The organism is Exiguobacterium sp. AT1b (assembly GCF_000023045.1).
Classification (GTDB): domain Bacteria; phylum Bacillota; class Bacilli; order Exiguobacteriales; family Exiguobacteriaceae; genus Exiguobacterium.
In genome coordinates, this window is record NC_012673.1 from 1918066 (window position 1) to 1943406 (window position 25341).

Annotated in this window: 28 protein-coding genes and 1 riboswitch; of the genes, 13 read left to right on the forward strand and 15 right to left on the reverse strand. The window is 49.9% G+C overall.

What is annotated here, in order from left to right:
• The first annotated feature begins 187 nt into the window (after positions 1-187).
• Both EAT1B_RS09920 and EAT1B_RS09925 read left to right on the forward strand, forming a co-directional pair.
• Positions 188-508: a PadR family transcriptional regulator gene (locus tag EAT1B_RS09920; protein ID WP_031424354.1), complete on the forward strand. Its 321-nt coding sequence runs from the start codon at positions 188-190 to the stop codon at positions 506-508.
• Positions 505-1536, forward strand: a complete 1032-nt coding sequence (locus EAT1B_RS09925; protein WP_015880441.1) for a DUF4097 family beta strand repeat-containing protein — start codon at positions 505-507, stop codon at positions 1534-1536. Before EAT1B_RS09920 ends, EAT1B_RS09925 begins: the two co-directional genes overlap by 4 nt.
• A 38-nt stretch (positions 1537-1574) precedes the next feature.
• Here EAT1B_RS09925 and EAT1B_RS09930 read toward each other — a convergent pair whose 3' ends face one another.
• From EAT1B_RS09930 to EAT1B_RS09940, 3 genes are read right to left on the reverse strand one after another with little or no spacing between them, the layout of a single operon-like run.
• Positions 1575-2267: a lactate utilization protein C gene (locus EAT1B_RS09930; RefSeq protein ID WP_015880442.1), complete on the reverse strand. Its 693-nt coding sequence runs from the start codon at positions 2265-2267 to the stop codon at positions 1575-1577.
• On the reverse strand, positions 2267-3667 hold the full coding sequence (locus EAT1B_RS09935; protein WP_041918124.1) for a LutB/LldF family L-lactate oxidation iron-sulfur protein: 1401 nt from the start codon (positions 3665-3667) through the stop codon (positions 2267-2269). Before EAT1B_RS09935 ends, EAT1B_RS09930 begins: the two co-directional genes overlap by 1 nt.
• 2 nt (positions 3668-3669) lie before the next feature.
• Positions 3670-4407: a (Fe-S)-binding protein gene (locus EAT1B_RS09940; protein ID WP_015880444.1), complete on the reverse strand. Its 738-nt coding sequence runs from the start codon at positions 4405-4407 to the stop codon at positions 3670-3672.
• Positions 4408-4834: 427 nt separating this feature from the next.
• On the opposite strand from EAT1B_RS09940, the gene EAT1B_RS09945 reads away from it, so the two are divergent.
• Complete coding sequence (locus EAT1B_RS09945) at positions 4835-5104, forward strand: hypothetical protein (RefSeq protein WP_015880445.1); 270 nt, start codon at positions 4835-4837, stop codon at positions 5102-5104.
• Positions 5105-5222: 118 nt separating this feature from the next.
• Here the strand turns inward: EAT1B_RS09945 and EAT1B_RS09950 are convergent, their stop codons facing one another.
• Positions 5223-6506, reverse strand: a complete 1284-nt coding sequence (locus EAT1B_RS09950; RefSeq protein ID WP_041918125.1) for an NCS2 family permease — start codon at positions 6504-6506, stop codon at positions 5223-5225.
• Positions 6507-6752: 246 nt separating this feature from the next.
• Here EAT1B_RS09950 and EAT1B_RS09955 point away from each other — a divergent pair, with 246 nt between their 5' ends.
• The 5 genes from EAT1B_RS09955 (at position 6753) to EAT1B_RS09970 (ending at position 9560) form a co-directional block, all read left to right on the forward strand.
• Complete coding sequence (locus tag EAT1B_RS09955) at positions 6753-6986, forward strand: hypothetical protein (RefSeq protein WP_015880447.1); 234 nt, start codon at positions 6753-6755, stop codon at positions 6984-6986.
• A gap of 10 nt (positions 6987-6996) precedes the next feature.
• Entirely contained in the window at positions 6997-7956 is a 960-nt protein-coding gene (locus EAT1B_RS09960; RefSeq protein WP_015880448.1) for a LacI family DNA-binding transcriptional regulator, read from the forward strand.
• Between the two features lie 67 nt (positions 7957-8023).
• A complete protein-coding gene (locus EAT1B_RS09965; RefSeq protein WP_015880449.1) occupies positions 8024-8305 on the forward strand; it encodes a HesB/YadR/YfhF family protein in 282 nt (93 codons plus the stop codon).
• A gap of 97 nt (positions 8306-8402) precedes the next feature.
• Complete coding sequence (locus EAT1B_RS16135) at positions 8403-8537, forward strand: hypothetical protein (RefSeq protein ID WP_015880450.1); 135 nt, start codon at positions 8403-8405, stop codon at positions 8535-8537.
• Between the two features lie 93 nt (positions 8538-8630).
• A complete protein-coding gene (locus tag EAT1B_RS09970) occupies positions 8631-9560 on the forward strand; it encodes a manganese-dependent inorganic pyrophosphatase (RefSeq protein WP_015880451.1) in 930 nt (309 codons plus the stop codon).
• 54 nt (positions 9561-9614) lie between these two features.
• Here the strand turns inward: EAT1B_RS09970 and EAT1B_RS09975 are convergent, their stop codons facing one another.
• The 7 genes from EAT1B_RS09975 to EAT1B_RS10005 form a co-directional block, all read right to left on the reverse strand.
• Positions 9615-10046 carry a GNAT family N-acetyltransferase gene (locus EAT1B_RS09975; protein ID WP_015880452.1) on the reverse strand — a complete coding sequence of 144 codons (432 nt, stop codon included), beginning with the start codon at positions 10044-10046 and terminating at the stop codon, positions 9615-9617.
• 18 nt (positions 10047-10064) lie between these two features.
• The gene (locus EAT1B_RS09980; RefSeq protein WP_015880453.1) at positions 10065-10856 is read right to left on the reverse strand and encodes an ABC transporter permease; all 792 of its coding nucleotides are present in this window, start codon (positions 10854-10856) and stop codon (positions 10065-10067) included.
• On the reverse strand, positions 10853-11647 hold the full coding sequence (locus tag EAT1B_RS09985) for an ABC-2 family transporter protein (protein ID WP_015880454.1): 795 nt from the start codon (positions 11645-11647) through the stop codon (positions 10853-10855). The genes EAT1B_RS09980 and EAT1B_RS09985 overlap by 4 nt, the downstream gene beginning before the upstream one ends.
• Positions 11644-12648, reverse strand: a complete 1005-nt coding sequence (locus EAT1B_RS09990; RefSeq protein WP_015880455.1) for an ATP-binding cassette domain-containing protein — start codon at positions 12646-12648, stop codon at positions 11644-11646. Before EAT1B_RS09990 ends, EAT1B_RS09985 begins: the two co-directional genes overlap by 4 nt.
• A 103-nt stretch (positions 12649-12751) precedes the next feature.
• Complete coding sequence (locus EAT1B_RS09995) at positions 12752-13879, reverse strand: DUF418 domain-containing protein (RefSeq protein WP_015880456.1); 1128 nt, start codon at positions 13877-13879, stop codon at positions 12752-12754.
• A 20-nt stretch (positions 13880-13899) separates the two neighbouring features.
• Positions 13900-15453 carry an ABC-F family ATP-binding cassette domain-containing protein gene (locus EAT1B_RS10000; protein ID WP_015880457.1) on the reverse strand — a complete coding sequence of 518 codons (1554 nt, stop codon included), beginning with the start codon at positions 15451-15453 and terminating at the stop codon, positions 13900-13902.
• A 60-nt stretch (positions 15454-15513) separates the two neighbouring features.
• Positions 15514-16122 carry an NAD(P)-dependent oxidoreductase gene (locus EAT1B_RS10005; protein ID WP_015880458.1) on the reverse strand — a complete coding sequence of 203 codons (609 nt, stop codon included), beginning with the start codon at positions 16120-16122 and terminating at the stop codon, positions 15514-15516.
• Positions 16123-16248: 126 nt separating this feature from the next.
• A riboswitch (purine riboswitch) is annotated at positions 16249-16350 on the forward strand.
• Between the two features lie 77 nt (positions 16351-16427).
• On the opposite strand from EAT1B_RS10005, the gene EAT1B_RS10010 reads away from it, so the two are divergent.
• Genes EAT1B_RS10010 through EAT1B_RS10025 form a run of 4 tightly spaced genes read left to right on the forward strand, consistent with a single transcriptional unit; the run spans position 16428 to position 19381 of the window.
• Complete coding sequence (locus EAT1B_RS10010) at positions 16428-17009, forward strand: xanthine phosphoribosyltransferase (protein WP_015880459.1); 582 nt, start codon at positions 16428-16430, stop codon at positions 17007-17009.
• A complete protein-coding gene (locus tag EAT1B_RS10015) occupies positions 17006-18310 on the forward strand; it encodes a nucleobase:cation symporter-2 family protein (protein ID WP_015880460.1) in 1305 nt (434 codons plus the stop codon). The genes EAT1B_RS10010 and EAT1B_RS10015 overlap by 4 nt, the downstream gene beginning before the upstream one ends.
• Positions 18311-18344: 34 nt before the next feature.
• Positions 18345-18992, forward strand: a complete 648-nt coding sequence (locus tag EAT1B_RS10020; protein ID WP_015880461.1) for an NAD(P)H-binding protein — start codon at positions 18345-18347, stop codon at positions 18990-18992.
• On the forward strand, positions 18989-19381 hold the full coding sequence (locus tag EAT1B_RS10025) for an RDD family protein (RefSeq protein ID WP_015880462.1): 393 nt from the start codon (positions 18989-18991) through the stop codon (positions 19379-19381). The genes EAT1B_RS10020 and EAT1B_RS10025 overlap by 4 nt, the downstream gene beginning before the upstream one ends.
• A 22-nt stretch (positions 19382-19403) precedes the next feature.
• Here the strand turns inward: EAT1B_RS10025 and EAT1B_RS10030 are convergent, their stop codons facing one another.
• On the reverse strand, positions 19404-20669 hold the full coding sequence (locus EAT1B_RS10030; protein ID WP_015880463.1) for a purine/pyrimidine permease: 1266 nt from the start codon (positions 20667-20669) through the stop codon (positions 19404-19406).
• A gap of 73 nt (positions 20670-20742) precedes the next feature.
• On the opposite strand from EAT1B_RS10030, the gene EAT1B_RS10035 reads away from it, so the two are divergent.
• On the forward strand, positions 20743-21447 hold the full coding sequence (locus tag EAT1B_RS10035) for an alpha/beta hydrolase (RefSeq protein WP_015880464.1): 705 nt from the start codon (positions 20743-20745) through the stop codon (positions 21445-21447).
• A gap of 34 nt (positions 21448-21481) precedes the next feature.
• Here the strand turns inward: EAT1B_RS10035 and EAT1B_RS10040 are convergent, their stop codons facing one another.
• From EAT1B_RS10040 to EAT1B_RS10050, 3 genes are all read right to left on the reverse strand, one after another.
• On the reverse strand, positions 21482-22660 hold the full coding sequence (locus tag EAT1B_RS10040) for an MFS transporter (protein WP_015880465.1): 1179 nt from the start codon (positions 22658-22660) through the stop codon (positions 21482-21484).
• Between the two features lie 117 nt (positions 22661-22777).
• Entirely contained in the window at positions 22778-23569 is a 792-nt protein-coding gene (locus EAT1B_RS10045; protein WP_015880466.1) for an endonuclease/exonuclease/phosphatase family protein, read from the reverse strand.
• A 51-nt stretch (positions 23570-23620) separates the two neighbouring features.
• Positions 23621-25249 (reverse strand): PTS transporter subunit IIBC, encoded by a 1629-nt coding sequence (locus EAT1B_RS10050; RefSeq protein ID WP_015880467.1) that lies wholly within the window; start codon positions 25247-25249, stop codon positions 23621-23623.
• Between the last annotated feature and the right edge of the window lie 92 nt (positions 25250-25341).

Below are 25341 nucleotides of genomic sequence, written 5' to 3' on the forward strand. Positions count from 1 at the left end.
AGACCGTTCCTTCCTAGAATGATGAACATTCCGACTGTGACTAATATCCTACGAGTGTCGTTCTTTCATTGTACAGATTCAACTCTTCAGATGCTAGATATTGAGAAATCAAGGAAATGAACGCTATTGTTTATTGAACAGTAGTGGATAGTATGCTATTGTTCTATGTATAGTAGGGGGTGGGATGATGAATCCTCAATTCAAAAAGGGCGTACTTAACCTGTGTGTGTTAGCACTCGTCGCGGAACAAGACCGCTATGGGTATGAGCTCGTTCAGGCGATTTCGGCCAAAGTGGCCATTTCAGAAGGTGCGGTCTATCCGTTGTTGCGTCGATTGACGACAGAGGGCTATTTCACGACGTATTTAATGGAGTCTGGAGAGGGCCCTCCACGGAAGTACTATCAAATTACGGAACAGGGCCGCAAACACTTAGTTGAATTGCGAACGGAATGGAACGTATTCACAAACGGTGTCAATGACTTAATCCGAGGGGGAGACGACAGATGAATGAAGAACAGTACTTGTCAGAGCTCGAACAATTATTGATGAACGTGAAGGTGAAAGATCGGCTTGATATTTTACGAGACGTATCGGAATATTTCACGAGTGGTCGATTAGAAGGAAGAAGTGACGAAGAATTGGCACGTGAGTTAGGGGAACCGAGCATACTCGCATCGGAATTGCTCGCCTCTGTCGATATTGAAGAATCGGTCTCGACGCGACCGCCTGCGGTGGTCAAAAGTTCGAACGTAGCCTTCCAAAGCGTCCTCATTCAAGTTCAAAATGCGCAAGTGTTCGTCACCCCATCACAAGACGGTTATGCGTATGCGACGCTTGAGACGGAGACCGATCATGGGGTCGTGATGGATATCGTCGGGGACACCCTAGAGATACGGATTGAATCCGAACGTCGTTTCGGTCTTTCGGACCTGTTTTCATGGTTCGGGTCAAAGGCACCTGTACTTCGGGTTGAATTGCCTCATCACGCCTATCATCAGATTCAATTGAAAAATCGTCACGGTTCGAGTGATGTACAAGATCTCCAAGCGGAACGGTTCCACGTGGAGAGTGAGAACGGTCGAATCGTCGCACATCACATTCAAGCACGTCATGGTGTTCTGCGCACATCGAACGGAAAAGTGCTCGCATCAAGCTGTCACGGGCACGATTGGGAGCTTCATTCCTCAAACGGTCGTGTCGAAGCGAAACATTCTCAGCTTGAGCGGATCAACATCCATTCCTCGAACGGTCGAATCGATGTCGATCACGTCACGGGAGCGGTCGATGCCAGAACTTCTAATGGACGGATAGACTGTTCCGTACAAGCGATTCAAGCACCGATTCGCTTGAAGACGAACAACGGGAAGATTGACTTACATGTCGATGAACGTCCGGAAGATGTGACGATTCGTGCGAAGTCACGAAACGGGAAAGTTGATGTGTTTGGAGAGCGGTCGAAAGAGTGCGTATTTGGAGACGGATCGATTGAAGTGAAATTAACGAGCTCAAATGGGAGCGTCACCGTATCAGGATGAACATAGCCCCTCCATCGATATCGATGGAGGGGCTATACTTATAAATCATGTACCAACACATAGGAGACTCGAACAGGACCATGAACGCCGACGATGAGGTTCATCTCGATGTCGGCCGAGTTCGACGGACCAGAGATGAAATTGACACCGTTTGGGGAATGGAGACCGTCTCGGTCGAGTGTGGCGAGTTGTTGTGCTGTTTGCGTCATACGTGGAACAAGGACAGATTTCGGGATGATCGCAATATGGTCTTGGGGTAACAGACTGATCGTCCGTGATCTACCAGGCATCGCATATTGGACGATTGTCGCACTTTCCGCAAATGCCGCATCCGCAATCGTGATGCCGATGTCCGCTCGAATGGCAAGCTCTCGACTCGCTTCGGGTTGTGACGAATCCCACCAATCAAACGTCTCACTTGTTGTAGGTGCCCAAGCGGAAATTCGCTCATCGTTTTCTGCGAGAATCCGTGCGCCATGATAGCGTTCAATCAAGAGGCGAAGCGTATCATCAAGCTTCGCAGATTCACATTCCACCAAATCGGTATGGATTCGGGTCGCGACCATGCGGAACGTCTCGAGCAGCTCTTCTTCACTCGCGCCTTTCAACACCTCATCTTGCGGACGATGTGTATATTCCCGTTTTGGCGGCGTGAGCTTGACCTCACGACCGAGTTGCTTGGCGATTCGTTGTAGAAAGTCCTCACGGTTTGTGATTGTACCAGGATTCATCAGGCATTCCCCCGTTTCTTGAACCAATCTCGGACGGTCTGTTTGTTCGGCTGTGGCAAGTCTTTCGAGTCCGTCCAAGCCGGTAGCCCTTTCTCAATCTGACCCGAGGTGGCGAATGGTGATGTCGCAAACGGTGCGACATGTTCCGCTGCTTCGAATAAGAATGGGCTCGAAGCGGTGACGGCAAATCCTTTCATCGCAATCCGCTCCACGAAAGGTGATTGCTTTTTCTCCTCTACGATGACGCGTCGATGTTCAATCAACAGCTCATGCAGCGGAATCTTTACAGGACACGCCTCCGTACAGGCGCCACAGAGACTCGACGCATAGGGGAGTTCTTTATAGTTCTCGTAACCATCTAGCAGTGGGGCTAAGACGGCACCAATCGGACCTGGATAGATCGACCCGTACGCATGACCACCGATGTGACGATAGACGGGACAGACGTTGATACAGGCCGCACAACGGATGCATTGCAGGACCGATTGGAACTGTGTGCCGAGAATATTAGAACGCTTGTTGTCGACGATGACGAGGTGGAACTCTTCTGGTCCATCGACTTCACCGACCGCGCGCGTCCCGGCGAATGTCGTGATGTATGACGTGAGTCGCTGACCGACCGCGCTTCGACAAAGCATATTGACGAGCACCTCGAACTCTTCATAAGACGGGACGACGCGTTCCATCCCCATGACAGAGATGACCGTATCAGGAAGCGACGTCACCATGCGTCCGTTCCCTTCATTGGTCACAAGCCCGACGGCTCCACTCTCTGCGATGGCGAAATTACAGCCGGTGATGCCGACTTCTGCCTTCAAAAAGTCTTTGCGCAGTTCTTGACGCGCATAACGACCGAGTTCAGTCGGATCGTTTGAACCGGTATAGCCGTGAGCAGTGAACGTCTCATGGACAGCGTTGCGGTCTTTATGCAGAGCCGGGGCGACGATGTGAGACGGTGGGTCTTCGTCGAGTTGCAAAATCCATTCCCCAAGATCGGACTCGACGACGGTACATCCTTCTTCCTGAAGTGCCTCGTTCAAGCCGATTTCTTCCGTGACCATCGATTTCGATTTCACGACATGTTTGGCTTGTTTCGACCGGATGACTTCCCGGATGTAGCGGTTCGCTTCTTCCGGTGTCTCCGCGAAAAAGACGCTTCCACCACGTTTTGAGACATTCTCGCTCAATTGATATAAGTAATAATCCAGATGTTCCAGCACATGTTGACGAATTTCTTCCGAATGGTCGCGAAACGCTTCCCAGTCCCCGAGTTCACCTGCAGCATTCAACCGGCCATCCCGTAGACGGTTTTGAGCCGAACTGACGGCCTGCCGCATGAACGCATCTTCAATTCCATCTTTTCGTCGATCTTGAAACTTCTCATCCAATCGAATCCCCATGCTCATGCTTGCTTCACTCCTTCGTTCAAGACTTCGGCAATATGCATCACTTTAATCGGATGTCCCTGTTTATGAAGACGTCCGCCGATGTTCATCAAACATGACGCATCCGCTCCGATCAACACCTCTGCGCCTGACTGTAAGATGGAATCGACTTTTTCATCTACCATCTGCACCGACACGTCTGGCATCTTGACGGAGAACGTCCCACCGAACCCGCAACAGTTATGTACGTTCGCGAGGGGGACCATCGTCAGTCCATCGACGTTTCCGAGCAACTTTCCGGGAGCCGCTTCGATTCCGAGGAGGCGGGTCATATGACAAGACGCATGATAGGTCGCTTTGGCGGGAAACTTGGCACCGACATCAGTGACTTCGAGCACATCAACGATAAATTGCGTCAGCTCAAACGTTTTGGCGGCATGTGCCTCTGCCCGAGGACGCCACACAGGGTCATCTTGGAACAAATGCGGATAGTCGCGCATCATCATGACACACGACCCCGATGGTCCGACGATATATTCTGCATCTGCCTGTTCGAACGTTTCGATCATGTGCTTGGCAATCTTTTTTGTCTCCTCATGATAGCCGCTGTTGTAGGCGGGTTGCCCACAGCACGTCTGTTCGAAAGGGAACGTCACCTCGCATCCTAAATGTTCGAGTAATTCGACTGTCGCTTGTCCGACGGATGGAAACAACGTATCAGATAGACAAGTGACGAATAAAGCTACATTCGGCATAGCCATTCCTTCTTTCTTCTGATGATAGCGATTTCAACGTCATTATTTCATAAAGCGTAGGAAAGTGACAGAAAAATGGGGAGAAAAACTGATTTATTTGTAAAATCCTGTCTAATTGATAACGTATCTCACTGAACCGATATTCATCTCGTTTCTGATATAAAACAGCTAAGGAGAACGTATAACAGAAAAAGATCCTCGATACATGACGAGGATCCAGACTGTAGACAAAGTATAGGTCTTATGCCCAATCCGGACATAGCTCGCTTTCCTAGGGGCAAGCAGGGAGCCGCATCGCGACTGCGTCACTGCTGGGTCTCCCTTTGCTTGCTATTCCCTCAGGAGTCTCGCCTGCCCGTTCTTGGTCACCTTTTGTCCTTCGTCCCATATATAATGGTGTGAGAAGAACACACAGGGGGCGGATCTGATGATCAACAAGTCGACACCATCCATCCTCCACGGTCTGACGAACGGGGGCCCGAGGAGGATGGATGGTGTCGATGACGGGCGGGCTCGACGTTTCCCTTTCCTTTCCCCTGATACATCGATTCGAAGTAAGTATCGAGCTTTTTCTTCGGCCGTCGAGGCCTTAGAAAAAGACAAACGACCGCCAGATGACGACCGTTTGCGTTGCTTGTCCGACGGCGCCCCGACTCCTTCAGGAAAGCAATCCGACGGAGACCCAGCAGCGACCTAGGTCGCGATGCGGCTCCGGGATTGCCTGAGGAAAGCGCGGGCGCCGGAAGGACGAGTTCGAACATGTTATTTGTCAACAAACTGAATCCTCGATACATGACGAGAATCTTCTGTCTAATTTATAGGAAGAACATTTCCAAGATGAAGAGTGCGCCGAACAAGTAGATGAGCGGGTGAACCGTCTCTTTGTTCATTGCTTTGAAAATCGGGTACAAGATGAACCCGAAGGCGATTCCGCGTTCGATGCTTCCTGACAAAGGCATGATCAAAATCGTCATGAACGCTGGGAAGTATTCGCTGAAGTCGCTCCAGTCGATGAACCGGACGTTCGTCAACATGAGTGCCCCGACGATGATGAGTGCAGGAGCCGTAATCGCCGCAACGCCAGAGATGGCGCCGATAAGTGGGCTGAAGAAGAGTGTCAATCCGAACAATCCAGCGACGACGGCCGTTGTGAGCCCTGTACGTCCACCTTGCGCGACACCGGCAGCAGACTCGATGTATGCCGTAGACGGGCTCGTTCCGACGAGTGATCCACCCATTGTGGCAAGCGAGTCGGCAAAGAGTGCACGGTGACCATTCTCAATTGTTCCATCTTCTTTTAAGAGACCGGCCTGTTTTCCGACACCGACAAGCGTACCTGTCGTATCAAAAAGCGTGACGAGGAAGAACGAGAGGACAGCACCGAACAAACCGTATTGAATGACATCACTAAATGCCGTCACAGGGTTGACCATGAGTCCCTCGGGAAGCGTCGGCATCGCCGTGACACCGTCGATTTGTAAGATGTCCATGAAGTAAGCCGCAATCCCGGTGAGTACCATCCCGATGAGTAAAGAACCGGGTACGTTTCGTGAGAAGAGGAGTGCCGAGACGATCAAACCACCGAGTACAAGTAGTACTTCTGGAGAAGACACGTCACCGAGACGCACCAAGTTTGCTTCATCAGCAACGATCAAACCTGATAGTTTTAATCCGAGTGAAGCGATGAAAAGACCGATTCCGGTCGTGATGGCATGCTTCAACGAAGTCGGAATCGCTTGAATTAACTTCGTCCGAATTGGAGAGAGCGACAAAATCAAGAAGAAGACGGACGAGACGAAGACGACACCGAGCGCGGCGGACGGGGCAATCTGTTCTTGAGCGACGAGCGTGTAAGCGAAGAATGCGTTGAGCCCCATCCCGGGTGCTACGGCGATCGGTAAGTTCGCATAAAACGCCATCAAGCCTGTTCCGATGAGGATGGCAATGATTGTCGCTGTGAATGCTTGTGCGAACGGAATCCCTGCGTCAGATAGAATCGCTGGGTTGACGACAGAGATGTACGCCATTGTCACGAACGTTGTGATCCCAGCAGTCACTTCCTGTTTAACATTCGTACCATGTTGTTTCAATTGAAAAATATTCATCGATATAACTCCTTATTTCGGTCTATTTCCGAACATTAATTGAGGAAAATGCTTAAATTAACGTTATCAACTTGATGACTATACAAAAATGTTCGATTCCCGTCAATTGTTTTGAGTAAAAAACATGAAAAATGAAAGTTGAAGACAAATAATGTTCGGAAATAAACTTTTTAAAAAAAAGATGCTTGCTCTGAAACGCGTTTCAGAAGATACGGTATAGACAAAGGGAGGGGAACCGATATGAAACCGACAACGTGGAAGACATGGTGCAGTGGAATCGTATACGAGCTCGTCATCAATCAGTTGTATACACCGTTTGGAAAAATGTTGTGTACCCGTTTCCAGGAAGAGTTTCTTCATCTGCCGTTAGAAGAGCGCTTCCGTCTCGTTCAAGCGATTCGTTGTCAAGTCGTCGAAAGAGGTGACAGTCAGCAAGCAGAGTGGGTACACTATATGCAAAGACTGACAAGTTGAGGTGAGATGAATGGCAAACATTCGAGATATCGCAAAGCACGCTGACGTTTCGGTGACGACGGTCTCACGCGTCCTGAACGAGCATCCGTACGTATCGAAAGAAAAACGGACCCGTGTACATGCGGCAATGAAGGAGCTCGGGTATTTGCGAAATCAACAGGCGTTGACGTTGTCGACAGGGAAGACGCAACGAATCGTCGTCATCCTACCTTATATGGATCATCCTTATTACGGTTTCTTCGTTAATGGGCTCGCCAAGGCGGCGCTCGAGCACGATTATCGCCTCGTCATGTGGCAGACGGAGTATAAACTGAGCGAGGAACGACAAGCGCTCGATTTATTGAAGCACCGTGAAGTCGATGGGGCAATCGTCTTGTCTCATGAGATGTCCTTTAAGGAAATGGAGACATATCGCGCGTATGGACCGATCGCTGTGGCGACCGTCGGTGCACCGGAGACAATTTCGTCGATCCATGTCGATCATTACGCGTCGTTCGTATCAGGTATTCGTGTGTTACAGCAATACGGATATGAAGAGATTGGAATCATCTTGTCAAGAAGCCATAGTCCAAGTTCCCTTGCGCGTCAGCAAGCCTATTTCGATGAAGTAGCGCATGCGCGTGAGCAATGGATTTGGACGGGCTATTTGACGAGTGAGGACGGTATTCGGCTAGCTGAAACGTTCCTCTCTCAAAAAGAGCGTCCTCGAGCGCTCTTTTTCTCGTCCGATTATGTCGCCCTCGGATTTTTAGGAGAGATGCAACGGCGAGACATCAAGATTCCTCAGGAAGTCGCCATGCTCGGGTTTGACGGACATCCGATCGGTCATGCATTCGGACTGTCGACGATGCTCTCACCGAATGAAGAAATCGGGCGACGCCTATTTGAAACGACGCTCGCTGAAATGAATGGTGCGCAACCGGAAACGCATGGCATGACAGTGAGCTATCAAGTTGGCACCACACTTTAGGCAACTTCCTCGCTCGACTCTTTTGAAACGTTTAGAATGAAAGGAGTAGTCGAGAGGAGGAGATGTTATGAAGATTCAAGTAACAGCAGAAGCGCTCCAATGGTTTAAAGAAGAGATGGAAGTCGAAGCAGGCCAAACGGTTCGTTTGTTCGCCAAATACGGAGGTTCGACAGACTTGACGCACGGTTTTTCTGTCGGGGTCATCACAGAAGACGTGAACAATGCGGCTGTTGAGACCGAAGAAGACGGCATTCGTTTTGTCGTGGCGGAACAAGATGAGTGGTTGTTCCAAGGACAAGACGTGAAAGTCGAACTTCGCGGAGAAGAAATCGTCTTCGTGCAGGCCTGACGTTTCAGTTTGTTTACTTTTAGTGAAATGTCGTTTGACGAAATCTGGCTTGGGGAACAGATTACGACAAGTCGGATTTTCGAAAGGATGACACGATATGTCAGACAAAGAAAAGCGTGAACAAGAAGAAAAAGAAAAGTTGAAACGAGATCAACCGGACATCTCCCATGAAGAAGATTCAAAAGGAGATCATTCCGACCTCGAAGAGACAGATGAAGACGAACAAGCATAAGAGCCGACACGGCTCTTTTTGTTTGGGAATTGAAAGAAATGCCGTGGACGTTATAATGGATAAGGGAAAACTATTTAGTGAGGAGAATGAGACATGAGTACAGTACTAGTCTTCGGACATAAAAATCCAGATACCGACACAATCACATCAGCGCTCGCCTATGCCGAGTTGAAAAAGAAATTAGGGATGGACGCAGAAGCGGTCCGTCTCGGTGAAGTGAACGGCGAAACACAATATGCGCTCGATCACTTCCGTGTGAAAGCACCACGATTGATCGAGAGTGTGAAAGGTGAGGCGGAAGAAGTTATCTTGGTCGACCATAACGAGTTCCAGCAAAGTGCGGACGGGATTGAAGACGTGCGAATCCTTGAGGTCATCGACCACCACCGTATCGCAAACTTCCAAACGGCAGACCCGCTCTACTATCGTGCGGAGCCAGTCGGATGTACGGCGACAATCTTGTTGAAGTTGTATAAAGAGCATGGTGTCGAAATCGCAGCGGATATGGCCGGCTTAATGCTTTCGGCCATCATCTCAGACTCGCTTCTCTTCAAATCGCCGACATGCACAGATGAAGATATCAAAGCAGCGAAAGAACTTGCGGAGATTGCTGGCGTCGATGCGGAAACATACGGTCTTGAGATGCTCAAAGCCGGTGCGGACCTTAGCCAAAAAACGATTGAAGAACTCATCTCACTCGATGCGAAAGAATTCGCGATGGGCGACTATCGTGTCGAAATCGCACAAGTGAACACGGTCGATGCGAATGATGTCTTGAACCGGAAAGCGGAAGTCGAGGCGGCCATTGCCAACACGGTTGCGGCGAAAAACTTAGACTTGTTCGTATTCGCCATCACGAACATTTTGACGAACGATTCGGAAGCCATCGTTGTCGGACCAAAACCAGAACTCTTCGAACAAGCGTTCAACGTGACCCTTCAAAACGGATTGGCGACACTTCCTGGCGTCGTCTCACGTAAGAAGCAAATCGTGCCATTCTTAACGGAAGCGGCGACAAAATAAAAACTCGAAGCCGTGGCCTCGAGCGAAACTGCAGACGTATGCTCGTCTGCAGTTTTAATTTTGATTGAGAAGAGTCTTTTTCAAATAGTATTGCTGATGATTGACTGTCGGGTGGTACTCAATCACTCCGAAAACTTCATACCCGAGCTTTGTATAAAAGTCAGGTGCCTGAAAACTGAACGTATCGAGTTGGATGAGACGGCATTGGCGCTCGATGGCCAATTGTTCGATACGCATCATCAACTCTGTTCCATATCCCTCTCCTCGAAGCTGTTCGTCCACCCATAAGAAATGAATGTGCATCGTGTACCAAAACACCGTTCCGGTAACGCCCCCGACAATTTGATTGAAGTCATCTCGAACGATAAAACTTACATGCTCGACGGGGTGCTTCACTTCATCAGGTAATTGTGATGCGTTATATTCAATCAGTCGCTGTCGAATATAGTCGCTGTCTTCCTGATTCCACTGTTGAACGATCTTCATCTACTCACCCTTCCTCCATTAAGATCCTGTACTTGCGAATGCACGCAGTCCATATAACCAAAACCGATAGGCGATGACGAGTGAGAGCATAGCGACGAACGGGGTCGCCAATGCAAACATGGTAAATCCACGTCCTTCAAAGAAATACATCGCCGGATAAAATGCTGTAAAGCCGAACGGGATGATATACGTTAAGACGAACATGATGACCTTCGAATAGATGGTCATCGGATATCGAGCAAAATCACTCAAGCTGAATACAGCGAACACGACCGGTAGACTATCAATCATCCAAAACGAGAACGTCGCAAAGAATAGGTTCACCGCGATATAAATCATTCCACTCGCGAGGACCATGATGAGTAGGACTAGGATATCCATCATACTCCATGTCATTCCGAGCTCATTCGAGGCGAGCCAGAGCACGCTCCCCCCAATCAAGAGTTGACCAAATCCGTCTTGTTGTACCCGTTCGGCGACAATTTGGAACAACGGGTTTAAAGGACGCATGAGAATGCGGTCCAAGTTCCCTGTACGAATATATTGCCAGCCGATTGTCCAAAGATTATCAAAAAAGATATGATGGACGGCTCGACCTAAAAACGCGATGCCATAGATGAACAAAATCTCGTAAAATCCCCAACCGTTCAGCGATTCGATGTGTTGGAAGACGATCGATAAAAAGAAGAGCGCGGCAAATTGTTGACCGAAGACCGATAACACACCAATCAAGAAGTCCATCCGATATTCCATCATCACTTTGAAATGATTTTTGGCATAGAGCCAATACAGTTTCGCATATCGTTTCATCCGCCAAACACCGTCACTTTCCGAACCGCATACGCGAATAGAAGTCTTACAAAAATAAAGAAGGCACCGACCCATGCGAGTTGAATCAAAATCGACGACCATATAGCAGATGCATCAATCCCACCTGTATAGATGGCAACTGGCACATAGACGAGTGAGGCGAACGGTAAATACAAGCTGATTGTCTGGAACCAATCCGGGAATAAGGTGAGCGGGATGATTGCCCCGGACATAATCGTAATGATTGCCTCCTGTAAGACAGAAAGTCCCCACACGTTCACCGTATAAAAGGACAACACCCCAACGAGCAAATCAATCAGTGTCGCAAGGAGGATCGCGAGCACGACACTGATTGAGAAGGCGAAGGCACTTTCAATTGACGTCGGTGGGTCAACGCCGATAAACAGCATGGCGATGACAAGAAGCGGTAGCGTCGAACGGAAAAAGGTCGATGTTTTTGTTCCGATGTCTTGAGCGAGTAATTTATCCAGTAAATGATACGGTCGAAGTAATTCGACGGCGACCCCGCCATGTTTGATGAGATGCGCGAGTTCGCGTCCGGCACCGCCACGGAATTGATCGAGCATCGTCGCAAGCACCGCATACGTCAACATCATCGAGAGCGAGATGCCTGACACGTCAGTCTTATTCTCATAAACAGCCTGCCAAAAGAAATATAAGATGAACAGGCGCATCGTCACCGAGAACATACTTGCCCAGTACCAGGCCGTATAAGCCATATCGACTTTAATTTGTGAGGCGGCGAGCGCTACGTACTTTTGAAGCCTCATGCACTCACCTCAGGCTGATACAAGTTTCGAATCAACGTTTCCATTTTCGGTACGACAACGGATAAATCTTTCACTCGATTGCAGTTCACGATTTCACGGATCAGTTGTCCGCTTGAAATCTCGTGATGGTTGAATGCCAATTGGATGGTATCTGTCTCGGACGCAAGCTCCGTGACGAGTCCTGTCACCGACGGCGGGATGGTGAATGTTGTCCCTTCGTCGAGTGTGATTTCAAGTGTGCGCTCATTGTTGAACGTCTGTTTGAGCGTTTCGATGCGGTCGTCATAAATGATGCGGCCTTCATCGAGAACGATGACCCGGTCACACACTTCCTCGATATCCTGCATGTCGTGCGTCGTCAAAATGACTGTTGTCCCCCAGGCATCGCTGATTTCGCGAATGAACGCCCGAATTGTCTCTTTGATGTCAATATCGAGACCAATCGTTGGCTCATCCAAATATACGACACGAGGTCGGTGTAAGAAGGCGGCTGCGAGCTCACAACGCATTTTTTGTCCAAGTGATAATTGACGGACGGGCACATCGAGAAGTGGTTCAAGTTGGAGACGTGCTATGAACCAAGCGACAGTCTCCTCGAACTCTGCGCGTGGCACTTCATAGATTTCTCGAAGCAGGTCGAACGACTCACGGACCGGAATATCCCAAAACAATTGGGTCCGTTGACCGAAAACCGCCCCGATTTGTCGAGCATTTTGAATCCGGTCTTCGTGCGGATCGATTCCAAAGATACGAACGGAACCGGCATCGGGACGAAGGACACCGGCGAGCATTTTGATGGTTGTGGACTTGCCGGCACCGTTAAATCCGATATATCCGACGCGTTCGCCTGGTGCAATCGATAAATCGATTCCTTTCACGGCTTCTTTGATGCGATACTTTCGTGAAAACAAAGCCTTAATGGCGCCTTTTAATCCGGCATCTCGCTCTAAAATTTTATAATGTTTCACGAGGTCGCGGACCTCGATAGCTGACTGTGACATACGTTCCTCCTCATTCATGCAAGCGTTTTCCTTCATCAGAATAGCATGTGAATCTGGGATTTCCTACCTGTACAAAAAAAAGACCGGACAATGAAGTCCGATCTTAGGATGATTTTGTTTGTCGTCCGTATGTTCCGAGACGCCATAGTTTCTCAAACGGTCCGTAGCGGTGAGTCTTTAGCCACCACATCGAGAAGAACGACTGCGCAATCAAAATGGCGATGCTGAGGAATAGACCTTCGGTTAAGGAAAGCGCCCCGTACGCCCCGAGTGCGATCACTGGCAAGACAATGATCAACGTATGTGTCAGATAGTTCGTGAGTGCCATTCGTCCGAGCGCTTGAAGCGGGGCGAACGTCCGACCTTTTCGAACGGCGATGGTGAACAGGCAGATGTACGTTGTAGCGAGCAGTTTTCCGGAGACGAGAACAGCAACAAGATTCACCCAGTAATAGGCCTCGCCTTGACCATAATGATGCCAGATGATGACCCCGAAAAATGGCAGAGTGAAGAGGACACAAATGGTCGCAGTACGAGTCAATCCTTGAATCGACCATGTGAGAAGTTTTCGTTCTCGTCCGATATAAAGACCGAACAAGAACAAGCTAAGAATCTCAATACCTACAAGAAGTGAATTCGACATAGCAGCGAATATTTCAATTTGTAGACGGTAGTCGAACCAAATGCCGAATCCCATATTATATGGTGTCGGAAATGGAGCGCCACTATCGAAGTCACCGCCATTTGCCCATTCCACAAGTGCAGATGATCCATAAAATAAGAAGAAACTTCCAATCAATAAACTCCACGCCCACGCCAGAATGGCGCGGTTGCTCAATCCGTAAAAGAGGGGAAGCAATAAGCCCCACATGGCGTACGTATGGAGGATATCCCCTGACCAAATAGCCAGGTGTGCCAGACCGAACAAGAAGAGAATCAAAATCCGGCGTATGTAACGACTGACCGATTCGCCACGAGCGTAAGAACGCTCGAGGAAAATCGAAAAGCCGATCCCGAATAAGAGGGAGAAAATCGTATAAAACTTCGTCTGCACGAACAAATCGAAGAGTGTGCGGACGAACAGGTCGCTCCCGTAATAATCGGGACGACCGAACATCCAGTCGCTCCCGAGCATGCTCGGGATATTGACGAGGAAAATGCCGCAGAGGGCAAACCCTCGGATAATGTCATACAAGATAATCCGTTCATTCGTTTGAATTGGGCCAGCCATACGACACGTCCTTTACTGAATTAGAATACTTTCGTCGTCCACGATTCACAGTTCCAGACGTCTGTGACGATATCCTCATAGAATTCTGGTTCGTGACTGATGAGGAGGACGCTTCCTTTGTACTCTTTCAACGCACGCTTCAACTCTTCCTTCGCGTCGACGTCCAAGTGGTTCGTCGGCTCATCGAGTAAGAGTAAGTTCGTTTCGTTGTTTAAGAGTTTGCAAAGACGTACTTTCGCCTTTTCTCCACCACTGAGGACAGAGATTTTACTTTCAATGTGCTTCGTCATGAGACCGCATTTCGCGAGCATCGCGCGCACCTGCTGTTGGTTGAGTGACGGGAATTCGCTCCAAATCTCTTCGATACACGTGTTGTTGCTTGATGCGGCTTCCTGTTCGAAGTAACCCATTTCGAGGAACTCACCACGTTCGACTGTTCCTTCAAGCGGGTTGATCAAGCCGAGTAAGCTCTTCAAGAGCGTCGTCTTCCCGATTCCGTTCGCTCCGACGAGGGCAATCTTTTGACCGCGCTCCATCTGAAGGTCGAGCGGACGTGAGAGTGGCTCATCGTATCCGATGACGAGACCTTTCGCATCAAAGATGAGGCGCCCCGATGTACGTGCCTGCAAGAAGCGGAATTCTGGTTTCGGACGTTCTGCACTCAATTCGATGACATCCATCTTATCGAGTTTCTTCTGACGTGACATCGCCATGTTTCGTGTCGACACACGCGCTTTGTTTCGGGCAACAAAGTCTTTCAAATCCGCGATTTCGGCTTGCTGACGCTTATAGGCGGCTTCAAGTTGCGAACGCTTCATCTCGTACACTTCCATGAACTTGTCATAGTCCCCGACGTAGCGGTTCAACTCTTGGTTTTCCATATGGTAGACCAAGTTGATGACGCTATTTAAGAACGGGATATCGTGTGAGATCAAGATGAAGGCATTGTCATAGTTTTGGAGATAGCGTTTCAACCACTCGATATGCACTTCATCCAAATAGTTGGTCGGCTCATCGAGGAGCAAGATATCTGGCTTCTCTAAAAGCAACTTCGCGAGCAATACTTTCGTACGCTGTCCACCTGACAAGTCCGTGACATCACGGTCGAGACCGACGTCTAGAATACCGAGACCGCGTGCGACTTCTTCTACTTTCGCATCGATGATGTAAAAGTCGTTCGAGTCGAGCGTCTCTTGAAGCTCACCGACCTCCGCGAGCATGTCTTCCATCTGTTCCGGTGTCGCGTCGCCCATCTCCATGTAGAGTTCGCCGATGCGCGTCTCCATGTCGATCAAGTATTGGAAAGCACCTTTCAAGACGTCGCGAATCGTCATCCCGCGCTCGAGCACCGCATGTTGATCCAGGTAACCGACACGGACGTTTTTCGCCCATTCGATTTTGCCTTCATCCGGTTGCAGTTTGCGTGTGATGATGTTCATGAACGTCGATTTTCCTTCACCGTTCGCTCCGACGAGACCGATGTGTTCCCCTTTTAAGAGGCGGAAAGAGACATCGTTCAAAATAGCGCGGTCACCAAAGCCGTGGCTCAAGTTTTGTACCGTTAATATACTCATAATTCGTTTTCGTTCCTTTCAAAGTAAACTACCCGATATTGTAGCATGAATTGGATCAAATTAGTACGCCAGTCCGACTGACTCCCGTACGTGTTCCTGTTCTTCAATCGCATGAAGCATGAACTGGGCGACGTCTGCCCGTGAGATGTGTTTCCCGTTCTCTGGCACTTCATCGATGGCCGTGCGATACGTCGAAGTGCGAGGTCCGTCCGTCAATTGCATCGGTCGTACAATCGTATAATCGAATGACGAATTTCGCCACAAGTCCACGGCTGCCCGATGATCACGGAGCGGCTTCCGGAGCATGAACGTAATGGCTTTTCCTGCAAGTCCCGGGATCTCATTGTCGATCCCGGCTGAAGCCAAATAGACGACGCGTGAGATGCCATTCGTCTTCATCGCTGGGACGAGCTTGTCCGTGACACTCGCTAAAAAGTCCGGATCGCTCAAATCCGTTCCGAGACAGCTGATGACCGCATCATGACCGTGCATCGCTTCTGTTAACGCATCGATGTCATATAAGTCACCTTCGATGATTTCAAGTTGTGGGGTCCGAATCAACTTTTTCTGTTCACGTACGAACGCGGTGACGTCATGACCGTGCTCGATGGCTTGATCGATGAATTGATGTCCGGTCCGACCGGTTGCGCCTAATACGAATAACTTCATAAGGGCAAGGCTCCTCTCTCATATCCAATACATACAGTATACAGCAGTTTCAGAAAAATCGAACATTTCGCCGTTTGATTGCAACCTATTGCATTTCTCGTCAGCTCGTCTACAATAAGGTCTATCTTAAATAAATAGATTCGCACTCGTATATCAGCGGAAATATGGTCCGCAAGTCTCTACCGAACTACCGTAAATGGTTCGACTACGGGTGGCGCTTGTCGTATGCTATCGTTGATTTCCATGCGGTTCGTTGCCTCCCGATGAGGGGTGACGAATCGCATTTTTTAATGGAGGGGACAACAATGAAGCAGTTAGAAGACAAAATCCGTGAAGAGGGTCGGGCCTTATCCGACCAAGTGTTGAAAGTTGACGCCTTCTTGAATCATCAGGTCGACCCGGTACTTATGCAAGCCATCGGCAAAGAATTCGCAGAACGTTTCAAAGACGCTCAAATCGACCGCATCGTCACACTCGAATCGAGCGGGATTGCCCCAGCGATGATGACGGCGCTTGAGATGGACATCCCGTTCGTATTCGCGCGTAAACGGAAATCGCTGACGCTCCAAGACGACCTCGTCGAAGCGGATGTTTATTCGTTCACGAAACAGGAGACGAACCGCATCAGCTTGAGCCGACGTTTCGTCTTACCAGGCGAACGCGTTCTCGTCATCGATGACTTCCTCGCGAACGGGGAAGCGGCACTCGGGCTGACACAACTCGTCGAAGCGGCAGGTGCAGAAGTTTCAGGTGTTGGCATCGTCATCGAAAAATCGTTCCAACTAGGGCGCGATAAACTGATTGAGCGTGGTTATCGCGTCGAATCGCTAGCGCGCGTCGCGAAATTAGAGAAAGACCATATCTCGTTCGTGGAGGTCGTTCGATGAATACATTTAAGACGGCAAGTCTCGGATTTCAGCATCTGCTCGCCATGTACACGGGAGCAGCCATCGTCCCGCTCATCGTCGGTGGTGCCATCGGGCTTGGTCCAACCGAGCTCGCCTATCTCGTCGCAATTGATTTATTCATGTGTGGGGTGGCGACGCTTTTACAAGTATGGACGACACGCTTTACGGGTGTTGGATTGCCGGTCGTCCTCGGATGTACGTTCACAGCGGTCGGTCCGATGATCGCGATTGGAAGCGCAAATGGAATTACGGCTATTTATGGCGCTTTGATTGCCAGTGGGTTCATCGTCATCCTCATTTCCGGATTTGTCGGGAAGCTCGCACGTTTCTTCCCGCCGGTCGTTCTCGGTTCGGTCGTGACAATCATTGGTCTCTCACTGATTCCGGTCGCCATTAATGACATCGGTGGCGGGATGCCAGGTGAGCCTGGATTCGCATCGATGCAGAATCTCGGATTAGGTGGTTTGACGATTTTACTCATTCTCATCTTGAACCGTGTCGGTACTGTCTTCACACGCGCCGCTGCTGTCCTCTTTGCCGTCCTCATCGGGACAGGGGTTGCTGCTTCGCTCGGTCTCGTGGACTTCAGTCCTGTCCGGGAAGCGGGTTGGTTCCAAATGGTTCAACCGTTCTACTTTGGGATGCCGACATTTGATGTGTCCGCGATCCTCGTCATGACGCTCGTCGCCATTATCTCGATGATTGAATCGACAGGTGTATTCTTGGCGCTCAGCGATATCACGAAAAGGCCGATTGGTTCGAACGAATTGACGAAAGGGTATCGTGCGGAAGGTGTCGCAACGATTCTCGGAGGGATTTTCAACAGTTTCCCGTACACGACATTCAGTCAAAATGTCGGACTTGTTCAATTGTCAGGTGTAAAATCGCGCCGTGTCATCTTCTGGACAGGTGGGTTACTCATCTTGCTCGGATTCCTTCCGAAAGTCGCCACATTCACGACATTGATTCCAAAGCCTGTTTTAGGTGGAGCGATGCTCGTCATGTTCGGAACGGTCGCTGCTTCCGGCATTCGAATTCTGAGTCAGGTCGATTTTTCGAAAAACGAGAATTTGATTACCATCGCACTCTCGATTGGTGTCGGACTCGGCATCACCGCTAACCCGGCGATTGTCGCCAACATGCCGGAATGGCTTCAATTGTTCACAGATAGTGCCATCGTGGCAGGTTCGTTCACAGCGCTCCTGTTGAATGGGTTCTTCCGTATGATGGACCGATTCCGTCCCGGGACAATCATTGCCGAGGAACGGCAAGTCAGCTAGACTGAAGGAAATAGTAGTCTAGGAGGAGTCACGAATGGGGAAAACTGCACTTGTCGTAGGCGCGACCGGCTTGATTGGCCGCGAATTGGTGGAACAGTTGTTAGAGAGTGACCGTTATGATGCGGTCTGGATTGTTGTCCGTCGCTCGAAGCGTTGGAGTCATCCGAAGTTACATGAGGTCGTCGGTTTCGAGGAGATGGATTCGTCCCTTCCGCAGATTGACGACGTGTACTGTGCGCTCGGCACAACGATTGCGGTAGCCGGCTCGCAAGAAGCGTTCAAACAAGTTGATTTAGAATTACCACTTGAAGTTGCCCGTGTCGCCAAGGCACATGGTGCGACGCGCTATGCGGTCGTATCGGCACAAGGCGCATCGTTGCGTTCATCTTTCTTTTATAACCGTGTGAAAGGGGAACTTGAGAACGCGTTACGCATCTTCAACTTCCATCACTTAATTATCGCGCGTCCTTCTCTGTTACTCGGGGAACGTGATTCATTCCGCCTAGGGGAGAAAGCGGCCGAGGTCATCAGTCGACCGTTCCAGTCATTCTTGCTTGAGAAGACACCGGAAGTCGCACCGATTCAAGCGCTTCATGTCGCGCGTGCCTTGATCATGGCGTCTGAAGAAGGCGAAGGGATCGAAGTGTTGACGTCAGGGATGATGCAGAGGATGAGCCGATGAATCCATTGACAAAAAAGCGAACGAAAGCCGTCTTGATTGACAGTGTCATTGCAGGTCTCGTCAGCGTTGGCGTGGAACAGCTCGTGCGAAAGAAAGTAAAGAGCGAGTTCGTGCATGCGGTCATCACACCGACACTACTGACATATGCCATGGAAGCGTGGCAAATGAGTCGAGGTGGACAAACCATCGGCTATAAACTGATGGGGCTTGAATTGACAAACGATGACGAAACGCCTGTCACGGCGAAACAAGCACTACAGCGCGCCCTGCACCGTGATACTTCGTCAGTCGTACGTTATTGGAAAGACCGTGCACATTTCGAACAAGAAGACGGCGCCGTGTTACCACACGATGCCCGTTACCATATGCATGTACGTGAAAAGAACTGACCAATATGGCCAGTTCTTTTTTTCAATCCTTGATTTTACTTAAGATGGCAGTCGTTAAGGCGACGATTGTTCCGAGAACAAGCCCGTTAGAGAAGACGGTCGCAAGAAGCGGTGGCAGGTCATTCATTGAACCGGGTGGTAATAACATCGCCCCGGCACCGATGACGAGCGGGAGCCCGACCGTGAGGGATGCCGTCGATTGTTTTAATTCAAAGGCGGCCTCATTGATTCCGATGATGATCATCGTCGCGATAAGCGGAGTCACAATCGCATAACCGACAGCGGCGGGGATGCTCGCAATCAACGAGACGAACGGACCGATGAGTGCTAACCCCATCATGAGGGCGTGGGCAACCAAATGCGGAGCACGCTGGACGCTCTCCGTCGAAGAGAGGAAACCAGCTGTCCCGGAGATGGCGACAGGACCCGGTGTACCGAACAGACCAGCCACGATTTGACTGACGCCACTGGCGACACCCGATGCGGGAACGTTTCCTTTGATTTCTCGTTTTTCGCGAGAACTGACGATGCGCTCAATCAACTTGATGTTCGCAAGGACGTTCGTCATGAGAAGTAGGGTAATGACGAAAGCCGTCGGCAACAAGTTCCAATCCCACACCCAATTTCCGAACGGAAGAAGTTCCGGTACGAGGAAGAAGGATTCCGAACGAACGATTGGATTTCCAAGGTCGAGTAAATGGAACAAGCCGAACCCGACGAATAGCGTCATGACGAGTCCATATTGTTTAAAGCGACTTTGCTCGAGCGTGAGTGCGAACAAGACGAGCCCAGCCGTCGCCACGGCCTGAACAATATTGATTCCGTCTTCCGTCACTCCAAAGCCACCTTTAATGACAGCCCCTGACAATTGAAGGACGAGCAAAATCATATAGACGCCGAGCACTTGCGGTGTAAACAGGGCGAGCATGCGTCTTAAGATGCCGGTGACAGTCAACAACACACCAAGGATTCCGCTCAAAAACAGCATGAATCCGAGTGCCTGCAGCGTCTCTTGCTGACTTCCATATAGGGCGGGACCGATGGAGGCGTATAAGGTGAAGACACCCCACCAAATGCCGGCAGGTCCTTCGAGTATCGGGAGGCGATGACCGAGCAACGTCTGGATGATGCTAAAGAGTGCGAAGATGAAAAGTGAGCGGGATATGAAGGTCATCGTCTCATCTGGTGACAGTTCAAACAAGGCGGCGATAGAGAGTGGTGGTACAATATTTGTAGCTAAAATAAAAATAAACCACTGAATCGTCGTGGTTACATTACTTCTGGTCATGGTGTCCCCCTGATCATGCTTTTTCTTATTAGTGTAACGTTATGAAGAAGTGGATGCAAATGGAGGCTATATAATGAAGAAATTCTTCAAGTGGACCGCACTCTCAATCGTAGGATTGCTAATCATCGCGGTAGCAGGCTTTTTAATTTGGACGCAGTTCACGTATGGACCGACCGATGAAGCGACACAGTATGCCGAAGAGGGGAAAGTGGTCGACAACCGTCTCGAGTTTGGAGATCCGACGAGTGAGGTCGGTGTCATTCTTTATCCAGGGGCGAAAGTCGAGAAAGAGGCGTATGCCTATTATGGAACACGTTTAGCCGAGGAAGGGTATTTCGTCGCCATCCCGTCGCTTCGACTCAACTTAGGCATTTTAGATATCGACGCAGCCGATCCAATCATCGAGGCACATCCGGAGATTGAACGCTGGGTCGTGGCCGGTCATTCACTCGGAGGTTCGGCGGCATCGGGTTACGCGCTTGAGCATCAAGAGGCGGTGGAAGGTGTCATTTTCCTCGCATCATATCCGATCAGCTCGATGGTCGATAGTGACTTACGCGTGCTATCCATCTCGGGTGAGTTGGATGGATTGGCTGTCCCGGAAGACATCGAGGCGAGTCGAAGCGACCTACCTGACGATAGTCAATTCGTACAAATCGAAGGCGGGAATCATGCCAACTTCGGAATGTATGGTCCACAAAAAGGCGATCAGGAAAGTCCGCTCACATCGAAAGAACAACTCGACGAAGTCCTATCGGCGATTCTCGAATGGTTATAAAAAACGTGCGCACCTGCATCGAGGTGCGCACGTTTTAGCGTTGATCGAGTGAATAACTGACTGCGGTCAACCCGGCTGTGACGAGGGCGACCAAACCACCGACGAGCGCGAGCGTCATGATAGGGCTCGTCGCGTAGACGACACCACCAAGAGCGGAACCAAGTCCGATTCCGACGTTACTCGCCACGGGCATAAGTGACGAAGCGAGACCTTTGGCGTTCGGATTGAACTTCTCCGCCAAATCAATCAAATAAATCTGAGTCGATGTCGTCAATAAAATCGCCATGAACGACATGAGGGCGATATTGAGGAGACCGAGCGTCACATTCGACGTCGTCACAAACAACGCGGCCAGGACGAACGCCTGGACGAGAAAGACGAACCGTAAGCGTCCGATCGGATTGTGACTGGCGATCTTTCCGGCAGCGATATTACTGAAGATCGAGATGAATCCGTAGGCGAATAAAATCGGACTGACCCAAGCGACCGGTACCCCGAGGACATCTTTTAAAATCGGCACGAGATACGTATATACGACATACGTCGCCCCGAAACCGAACGCCGGAATTAAGAAGGCGATCAAGATACGCGGATTCGTCAGGAGTGCCATTTGTTCACGAAGTGATGCTTTTTCTTGAGACAATTGATTCGGCAAGACACGATAAATGGCAATCCAGGCGACTGCACCGAGCAGAGTCGTCAACCAAAACGTGGACTCCCATCCTGCCTGTTGTCCGATGAACGTTCCGATCGGAACCCCGAACACGTTCGCCATTGTGAATCCACCGAAAATAAAGGACACGGCCACACCCCGTTTTGCCGGAGGGACGCTCTCGCTAGCAACGAGCATGGCAAGCGAAATTAAGACACCTGTGACAACGGCCGTCAGCATTCGCAAGACGAGTAACCACTCATACATGGGAGCGAGACTGCTTAATAAGTTCAGGACGGTGAAGAGAATCGTCAAGCCGAGCATCAATTTACGTTTTGGAAGATGGCTCGTCAAGGACATCGTGATTGGCGTGCCGACGGCAAAGCTGATGGCGAATGCCGATACGAGACTTCCTGCTGTCGCGATGGAAATGGATAGACCGCTTGCGATATCAGGCAAAATGCCGACGATGACAAATTCACTCGTTCCGAGAACGAAGGTTAATAAGGATAGGGATAAAACTAAAGTCCAGTCGCTTCGACTGAGCGAGCTTGTCTTCATGTTCAAACACTTCTTTCTATTTCATTCATTAGTAGTTAGACATCAGTCTTCTCTCACGTTACAAGATTTTCCCCAAAAGAAAAACCCTTTTCTCCCAAGTCGGAAGAAAAAGGTGAATCAGCGCCAAAACACAGTGGCTTCGACACCGGCGTGGTCGGAGACGACGGGGCCGTTCTCCCCATCGAAGACGACGGCATGACGGGAGACGTGAATGGGTGCGTTCGTCAACATCAAGTCGATGCGTAGCGATTTTTTGTTTTCGTCCCACCCGGCGATTTTTCCTTGTACCGTCGCATCGCCTTCACGTTCCGTTGCGAGATGGAACAAGTCTTGAAGTCCATTCTCCATCAAGTAATCGTATCCTTCGCCTCGAATGAAGGCGTCGTTATTGAAATCACCGAGTAGGAGCGCATGGTCGTCATGCTCGACGCGACGGAGAAGTTCGTCGAGTTGATGCTTCACTGGCTCCTCTTCATCATGCCACCATCCAAGGTGACACGAGTAGACGGTCGTCGGCGTTTCAGGACCTTCAATCACGGCTTTGACAATTTTACGGGACTTGTAATTGTCAGGGTCCGTCGTCTTGGATACGAAGAACGACTCGGTCGATAGAAACGGTGTCCGTGACAAGATGGCGACGCCTTCCTCGTAAATATCATATCCGTAATGGGCAAAGTCCCATGTCATGTGATAGTGAAGATCTAACTCTTTCAGGCGCTCGACGAGGACGTGTGCGAAGTTGTTTTCACGGATGTTCCCATAGATGAGTGGGGCCTCTTTATGTTGATTGACTTCTTGGAGCGCGATGAAGTCATACTCTTCGCTTGCGATACGTTCGACAATTGCGTCGATTTTCTCTTGTTGGCGGTCTTCTAACCAGGCATGACAATTGAGCGTTAAAATATTCACGATAGTCCTCCTTTAGAAAAAGGCCAACTCTCGAGCGAGTTGGCCAGTAGATTATGCACCGATGACGTCTTGAATGTCTGATTTCAATACGTCGGCTTTCGGGCCATAGATGGCTTGGACTCCACGGTCTTTCACGATAAGACCCATGGCGCCATTTTTCTTCCATTCTTGTTCGTCAGAGACGAGTGTAACGTCTTTCACGGTCACACGAAGACGCGTCATACATGCATCGACATCCTCAATGTTTTCTTCCCCACCGAGAAGTGCGATAATCCCCATGACTTGTTCGTTACCTGTAACGGATGATTTTTCTGTCGTTTCTTCCATGTAGTTCCCGTTACGTCCAGGTGTCGGCAAGTTCATCTTCTTAATGAAGAAGTTGAAGACACCAAAGTTGAGGAAGAAGAACACGACAGAGACGAGAACGAAGTTGATCAAGTCTTGAAGAAGTCCTGCTTTGACGATCATCGGAATGCGCGTCAAGAGTTCGATTGCACCGAAAGCGTGGACGCGTAGGTCGATGATATCTGCCAATGCGAAGGCAGCGCCGGCCATGAGCGCGTACACCACATAAAGGACTGGTGCGACGAACATGAACATGAATTCGATCGGTTCTGTGACACCTGTCAAGAAGACAGCGAGTCCAGCTGACAAGAACATCGGCTTGTATTGTGCTTTCTTATCCGCATCGACGTTGCGGTACATCGCATATGCGGCACCAATCAATGCAGCGAATGACAAGATGACTTGACCGACTTTGAAGCGGGCCGGAACGACATCAGCGAGAAGAGCATTGTACGCAGCCGTATCACCAGCAGCACGCAAGTTGACGAGGTCCGTTACCCATGCCAACCAGAGCGGGTCTTGACCGGCAACGACCGATCCAGCTGTCGCGCCAGTTAAAATCGTGTACGTTCCACCGAGCTCCGTGTAGTTCATTGGTACCGTGAGCATGTGGTGTAAACCGAACGGCAAGAGGAGACGTTCGAGCGCACCGTAAATGAACGGGGCGAGGACAGGCGCCGTGTTACGTGATGTGGCAATCCATTCACCAAAGCTGTTGAGCGCCCCTTGGATAGTTGGCCATACAATCGATAGAACGATGGCAGCAACGACTGAACCAAGGATGACGACGAATGGTACGAAGCGCTTCCCGTTGAAGAACGAGAGGGCGTTCGGTAACTTGTTGAAGTTGTAGAAACGGTTGTATAGTGCACCACCGAGGAAACCGGCGATGATCCCGACGAACACACCCATGTTGAGGGCAGGTGAGCCGAGTACAGATGTGAAGTAGTCAGCGACGACAAGGTTCGCACCGAAGAGTGACTCGATGGTTGCTTCCGGATCTTGAAGCATGGCCCCGTTAACACCGAAGATGGCACCTGTGACACGGTTGATCAAGATGAAGGCGAGAAGTGCTGCGAACGCACCACCTGCACGATCTTTTGCCCACGAACCACCAATCGCGACTGCGAAGAGGATATGTAAGTTGACGATGATGCCCCAACCTAAATCTTCAATGATGCGAGCTGTTGTTAATAAAATACCGACATCTCCGGCTGACATTCCAATCAATTTACCGATGGAAATCATCAAACCGGCAGCTGGCATTACGGCGATAACGACCATCAAGGCCTTACCGAGCTTTTGCCAGAAATCGAATGAGATCAATTGTTTCATGCTATACGCTTCCTTCCTGTGAGGGAGTTTTATCTATTTTTGTGTTTGCCAATAGTGCAATCGCTTGCATAAATGATTGTAATCGATTGCAT

Bases quoted from the DNA above. Each gene is read 5' to 3' on its own strand.
- EAT1B_RS09920 (WP_031424354.1), top strand. From the start codon at position 188: ATGAATCCTCAATTCAAAAAGGGCGTACTTAACCTGTGTGTGTTAGCA.
- EAT1B_RS09925 (WP_015880441.1), top strand. From the start codon at position 505: ATGAATGAAGAACAGTACTTGTCAGAGCTCGAACAATTATTGATGAAC.
- EAT1B_RS09930 (WP_015880442.1), bottom strand. From the start codon at position 2,267: ATGAATCCTGGTACAATCACAAACCGTGAGGACTTTCTACAACGAATC.
- EAT1B_RS09935 (WP_041918124.1), bottom strand. From the start codon at position 3,667: ATGGGGATTCGATTGGATGAGAAGTTTCAAGATCGACGAAAAGATGGA.
- EAT1B_RS09940 (WP_015880444.1), bottom strand. From the start codon at position 4,407: ATGCCGAATGTAGCTTTATTCGTCACTTGTCTATCTGATACGTTGTTT.
- EAT1B_RS09945 (WP_015880445.1), top strand. From the start codon at position 4,835: ATGATCAACAAGTCGACACCATCCATCCTCCACGGTCTGACGAACGGG.
- EAT1B_RS09955 (WP_015880447.1), top strand. From the start codon at position 6,753: ATGAAACCGACAACGTGGAAGACATGGTGCAGTGGAATCGTATACGAG.
- EAT1B_RS09960 (WP_015880448.1), top strand. From the start codon at position 6,997: ATGGCAAACATTCGAGATATCGCAAAGCACGCTGACGTTTCGGTGACG.
- EAT1B_RS09965 (WP_015880449.1), top strand. From the start codon at position 8,024: ATGAAGATTCAAGTAACAGCAGAAGCGCTCCAATGGTTTAAAGAAGAG.
- EAT1B_RS16135 (WP_015880450.1), top strand. From the start codon at position 8,403: ATGTCAGACAAAGAAAAGCGTGAACAAGAAGAAAAAGAAAAGTTGAAA.
- EAT1B_RS09970 (WP_015880451.1), top strand. From the start codon at position 8,631: ATGAGTACAGTACTAGTCTTCGGACATAAAAATCCAGATACCGACACA.
- EAT1B_RS09975 (WP_015880452.1), bottom strand. From the start codon at position 10,046: ATGAAGATCGTTCAACAGTGGAATCAGGAAGACAGCGACTATATTCGA.
- EAT1B_RS09980 (WP_015880453.1), bottom strand. From the start codon at position 10,856: ATGAAACGATATGCGAAACTGTATTGGCTCTATGCCAAAAATCATTTC.
- EAT1B_RS09985 (WP_015880454.1), bottom strand. From the start codon at position 11,647: ATGAGGCTTCAAAAGTACGTAGCGCTCGCCGCCTCACAAATTAAAGTC.
- EAT1B_RS09990 (WP_015880455.1), bottom strand. From the start codon at position 12,648: ATGTCACAGTCAGCTATCGAGGTCCGCGACCTCGTGAAACATTATAAA.
- EAT1B_RS09995 (WP_015880456.1), bottom strand. From the start codon at position 13,879: ATGGCTGGCCCAATTCAAACGAATGAACGGATTATCTTGTATGACATT.
- EAT1B_RS10000 (WP_015880457.1), bottom strand. From the start codon at position 15,453: ATGAGTATATTAACGGTACAAAACTTGAGCCACGGCTTTGGTGACCGC.
- EAT1B_RS10005 (WP_015880458.1), bottom strand. From the start codon at position 16,122: ATGAAGTTATTCGTATTAGGCGCAACCGGTCGGACCGGACATCAATTC.
- EAT1B_RS10010 (WP_015880459.1), top strand. From the start codon at position 16,428: ATGAAGCAGTTAGAAGACAAAATCCGTGAAGAGGGTCGGGCCTTATCC.
- EAT1B_RS10015 (WP_015880460.1), top strand. From the start codon at position 17,006: ATGAATACATTTAAGACGGCAAGTCTCGGATTTCAGCATCTGCTCGCC.
- EAT1B_RS10020 (WP_015880461.1), top strand. From the start codon at position 18,345: ATGGGGAAAACTGCACTTGTCGTAGGCGCGACCGGCTTGATTGGCCGC.
- EAT1B_RS10025 (WP_015880462.1), top strand. From the start codon at position 18,989: ATGAATCCATTGACAAAAAAGCGAACGAAAGCCGTCTTGATTGACAGT.
- EAT1B_RS10030 (WP_015880463.1), bottom strand. From the start codon at position 20,669: ATGACCAGAAGTAATGTAACCACGACGATTCAGTGGTTTATTTTTATT.
- EAT1B_RS10035 (WP_015880464.1), top strand. From the start codon at position 20,743: ATGAAGAAATTCTTCAAGTGGACCGCACTCTCAATCGTAGGATTGCTA.
- EAT1B_RS10040 (WP_015880465.1), bottom strand. From the start codon at position 22,660: ATGAAGACAAGCTCGCTCAGTCGAAGCGACTGGACTTTAGTTTTATCC.
- EAT1B_RS10050 (WP_015880467.1), bottom strand. From the start codon at position 25,249: ATGAAACAATTGATCTCATTCGATTTCTGGCAAAAGCTCGGTAAGGCC.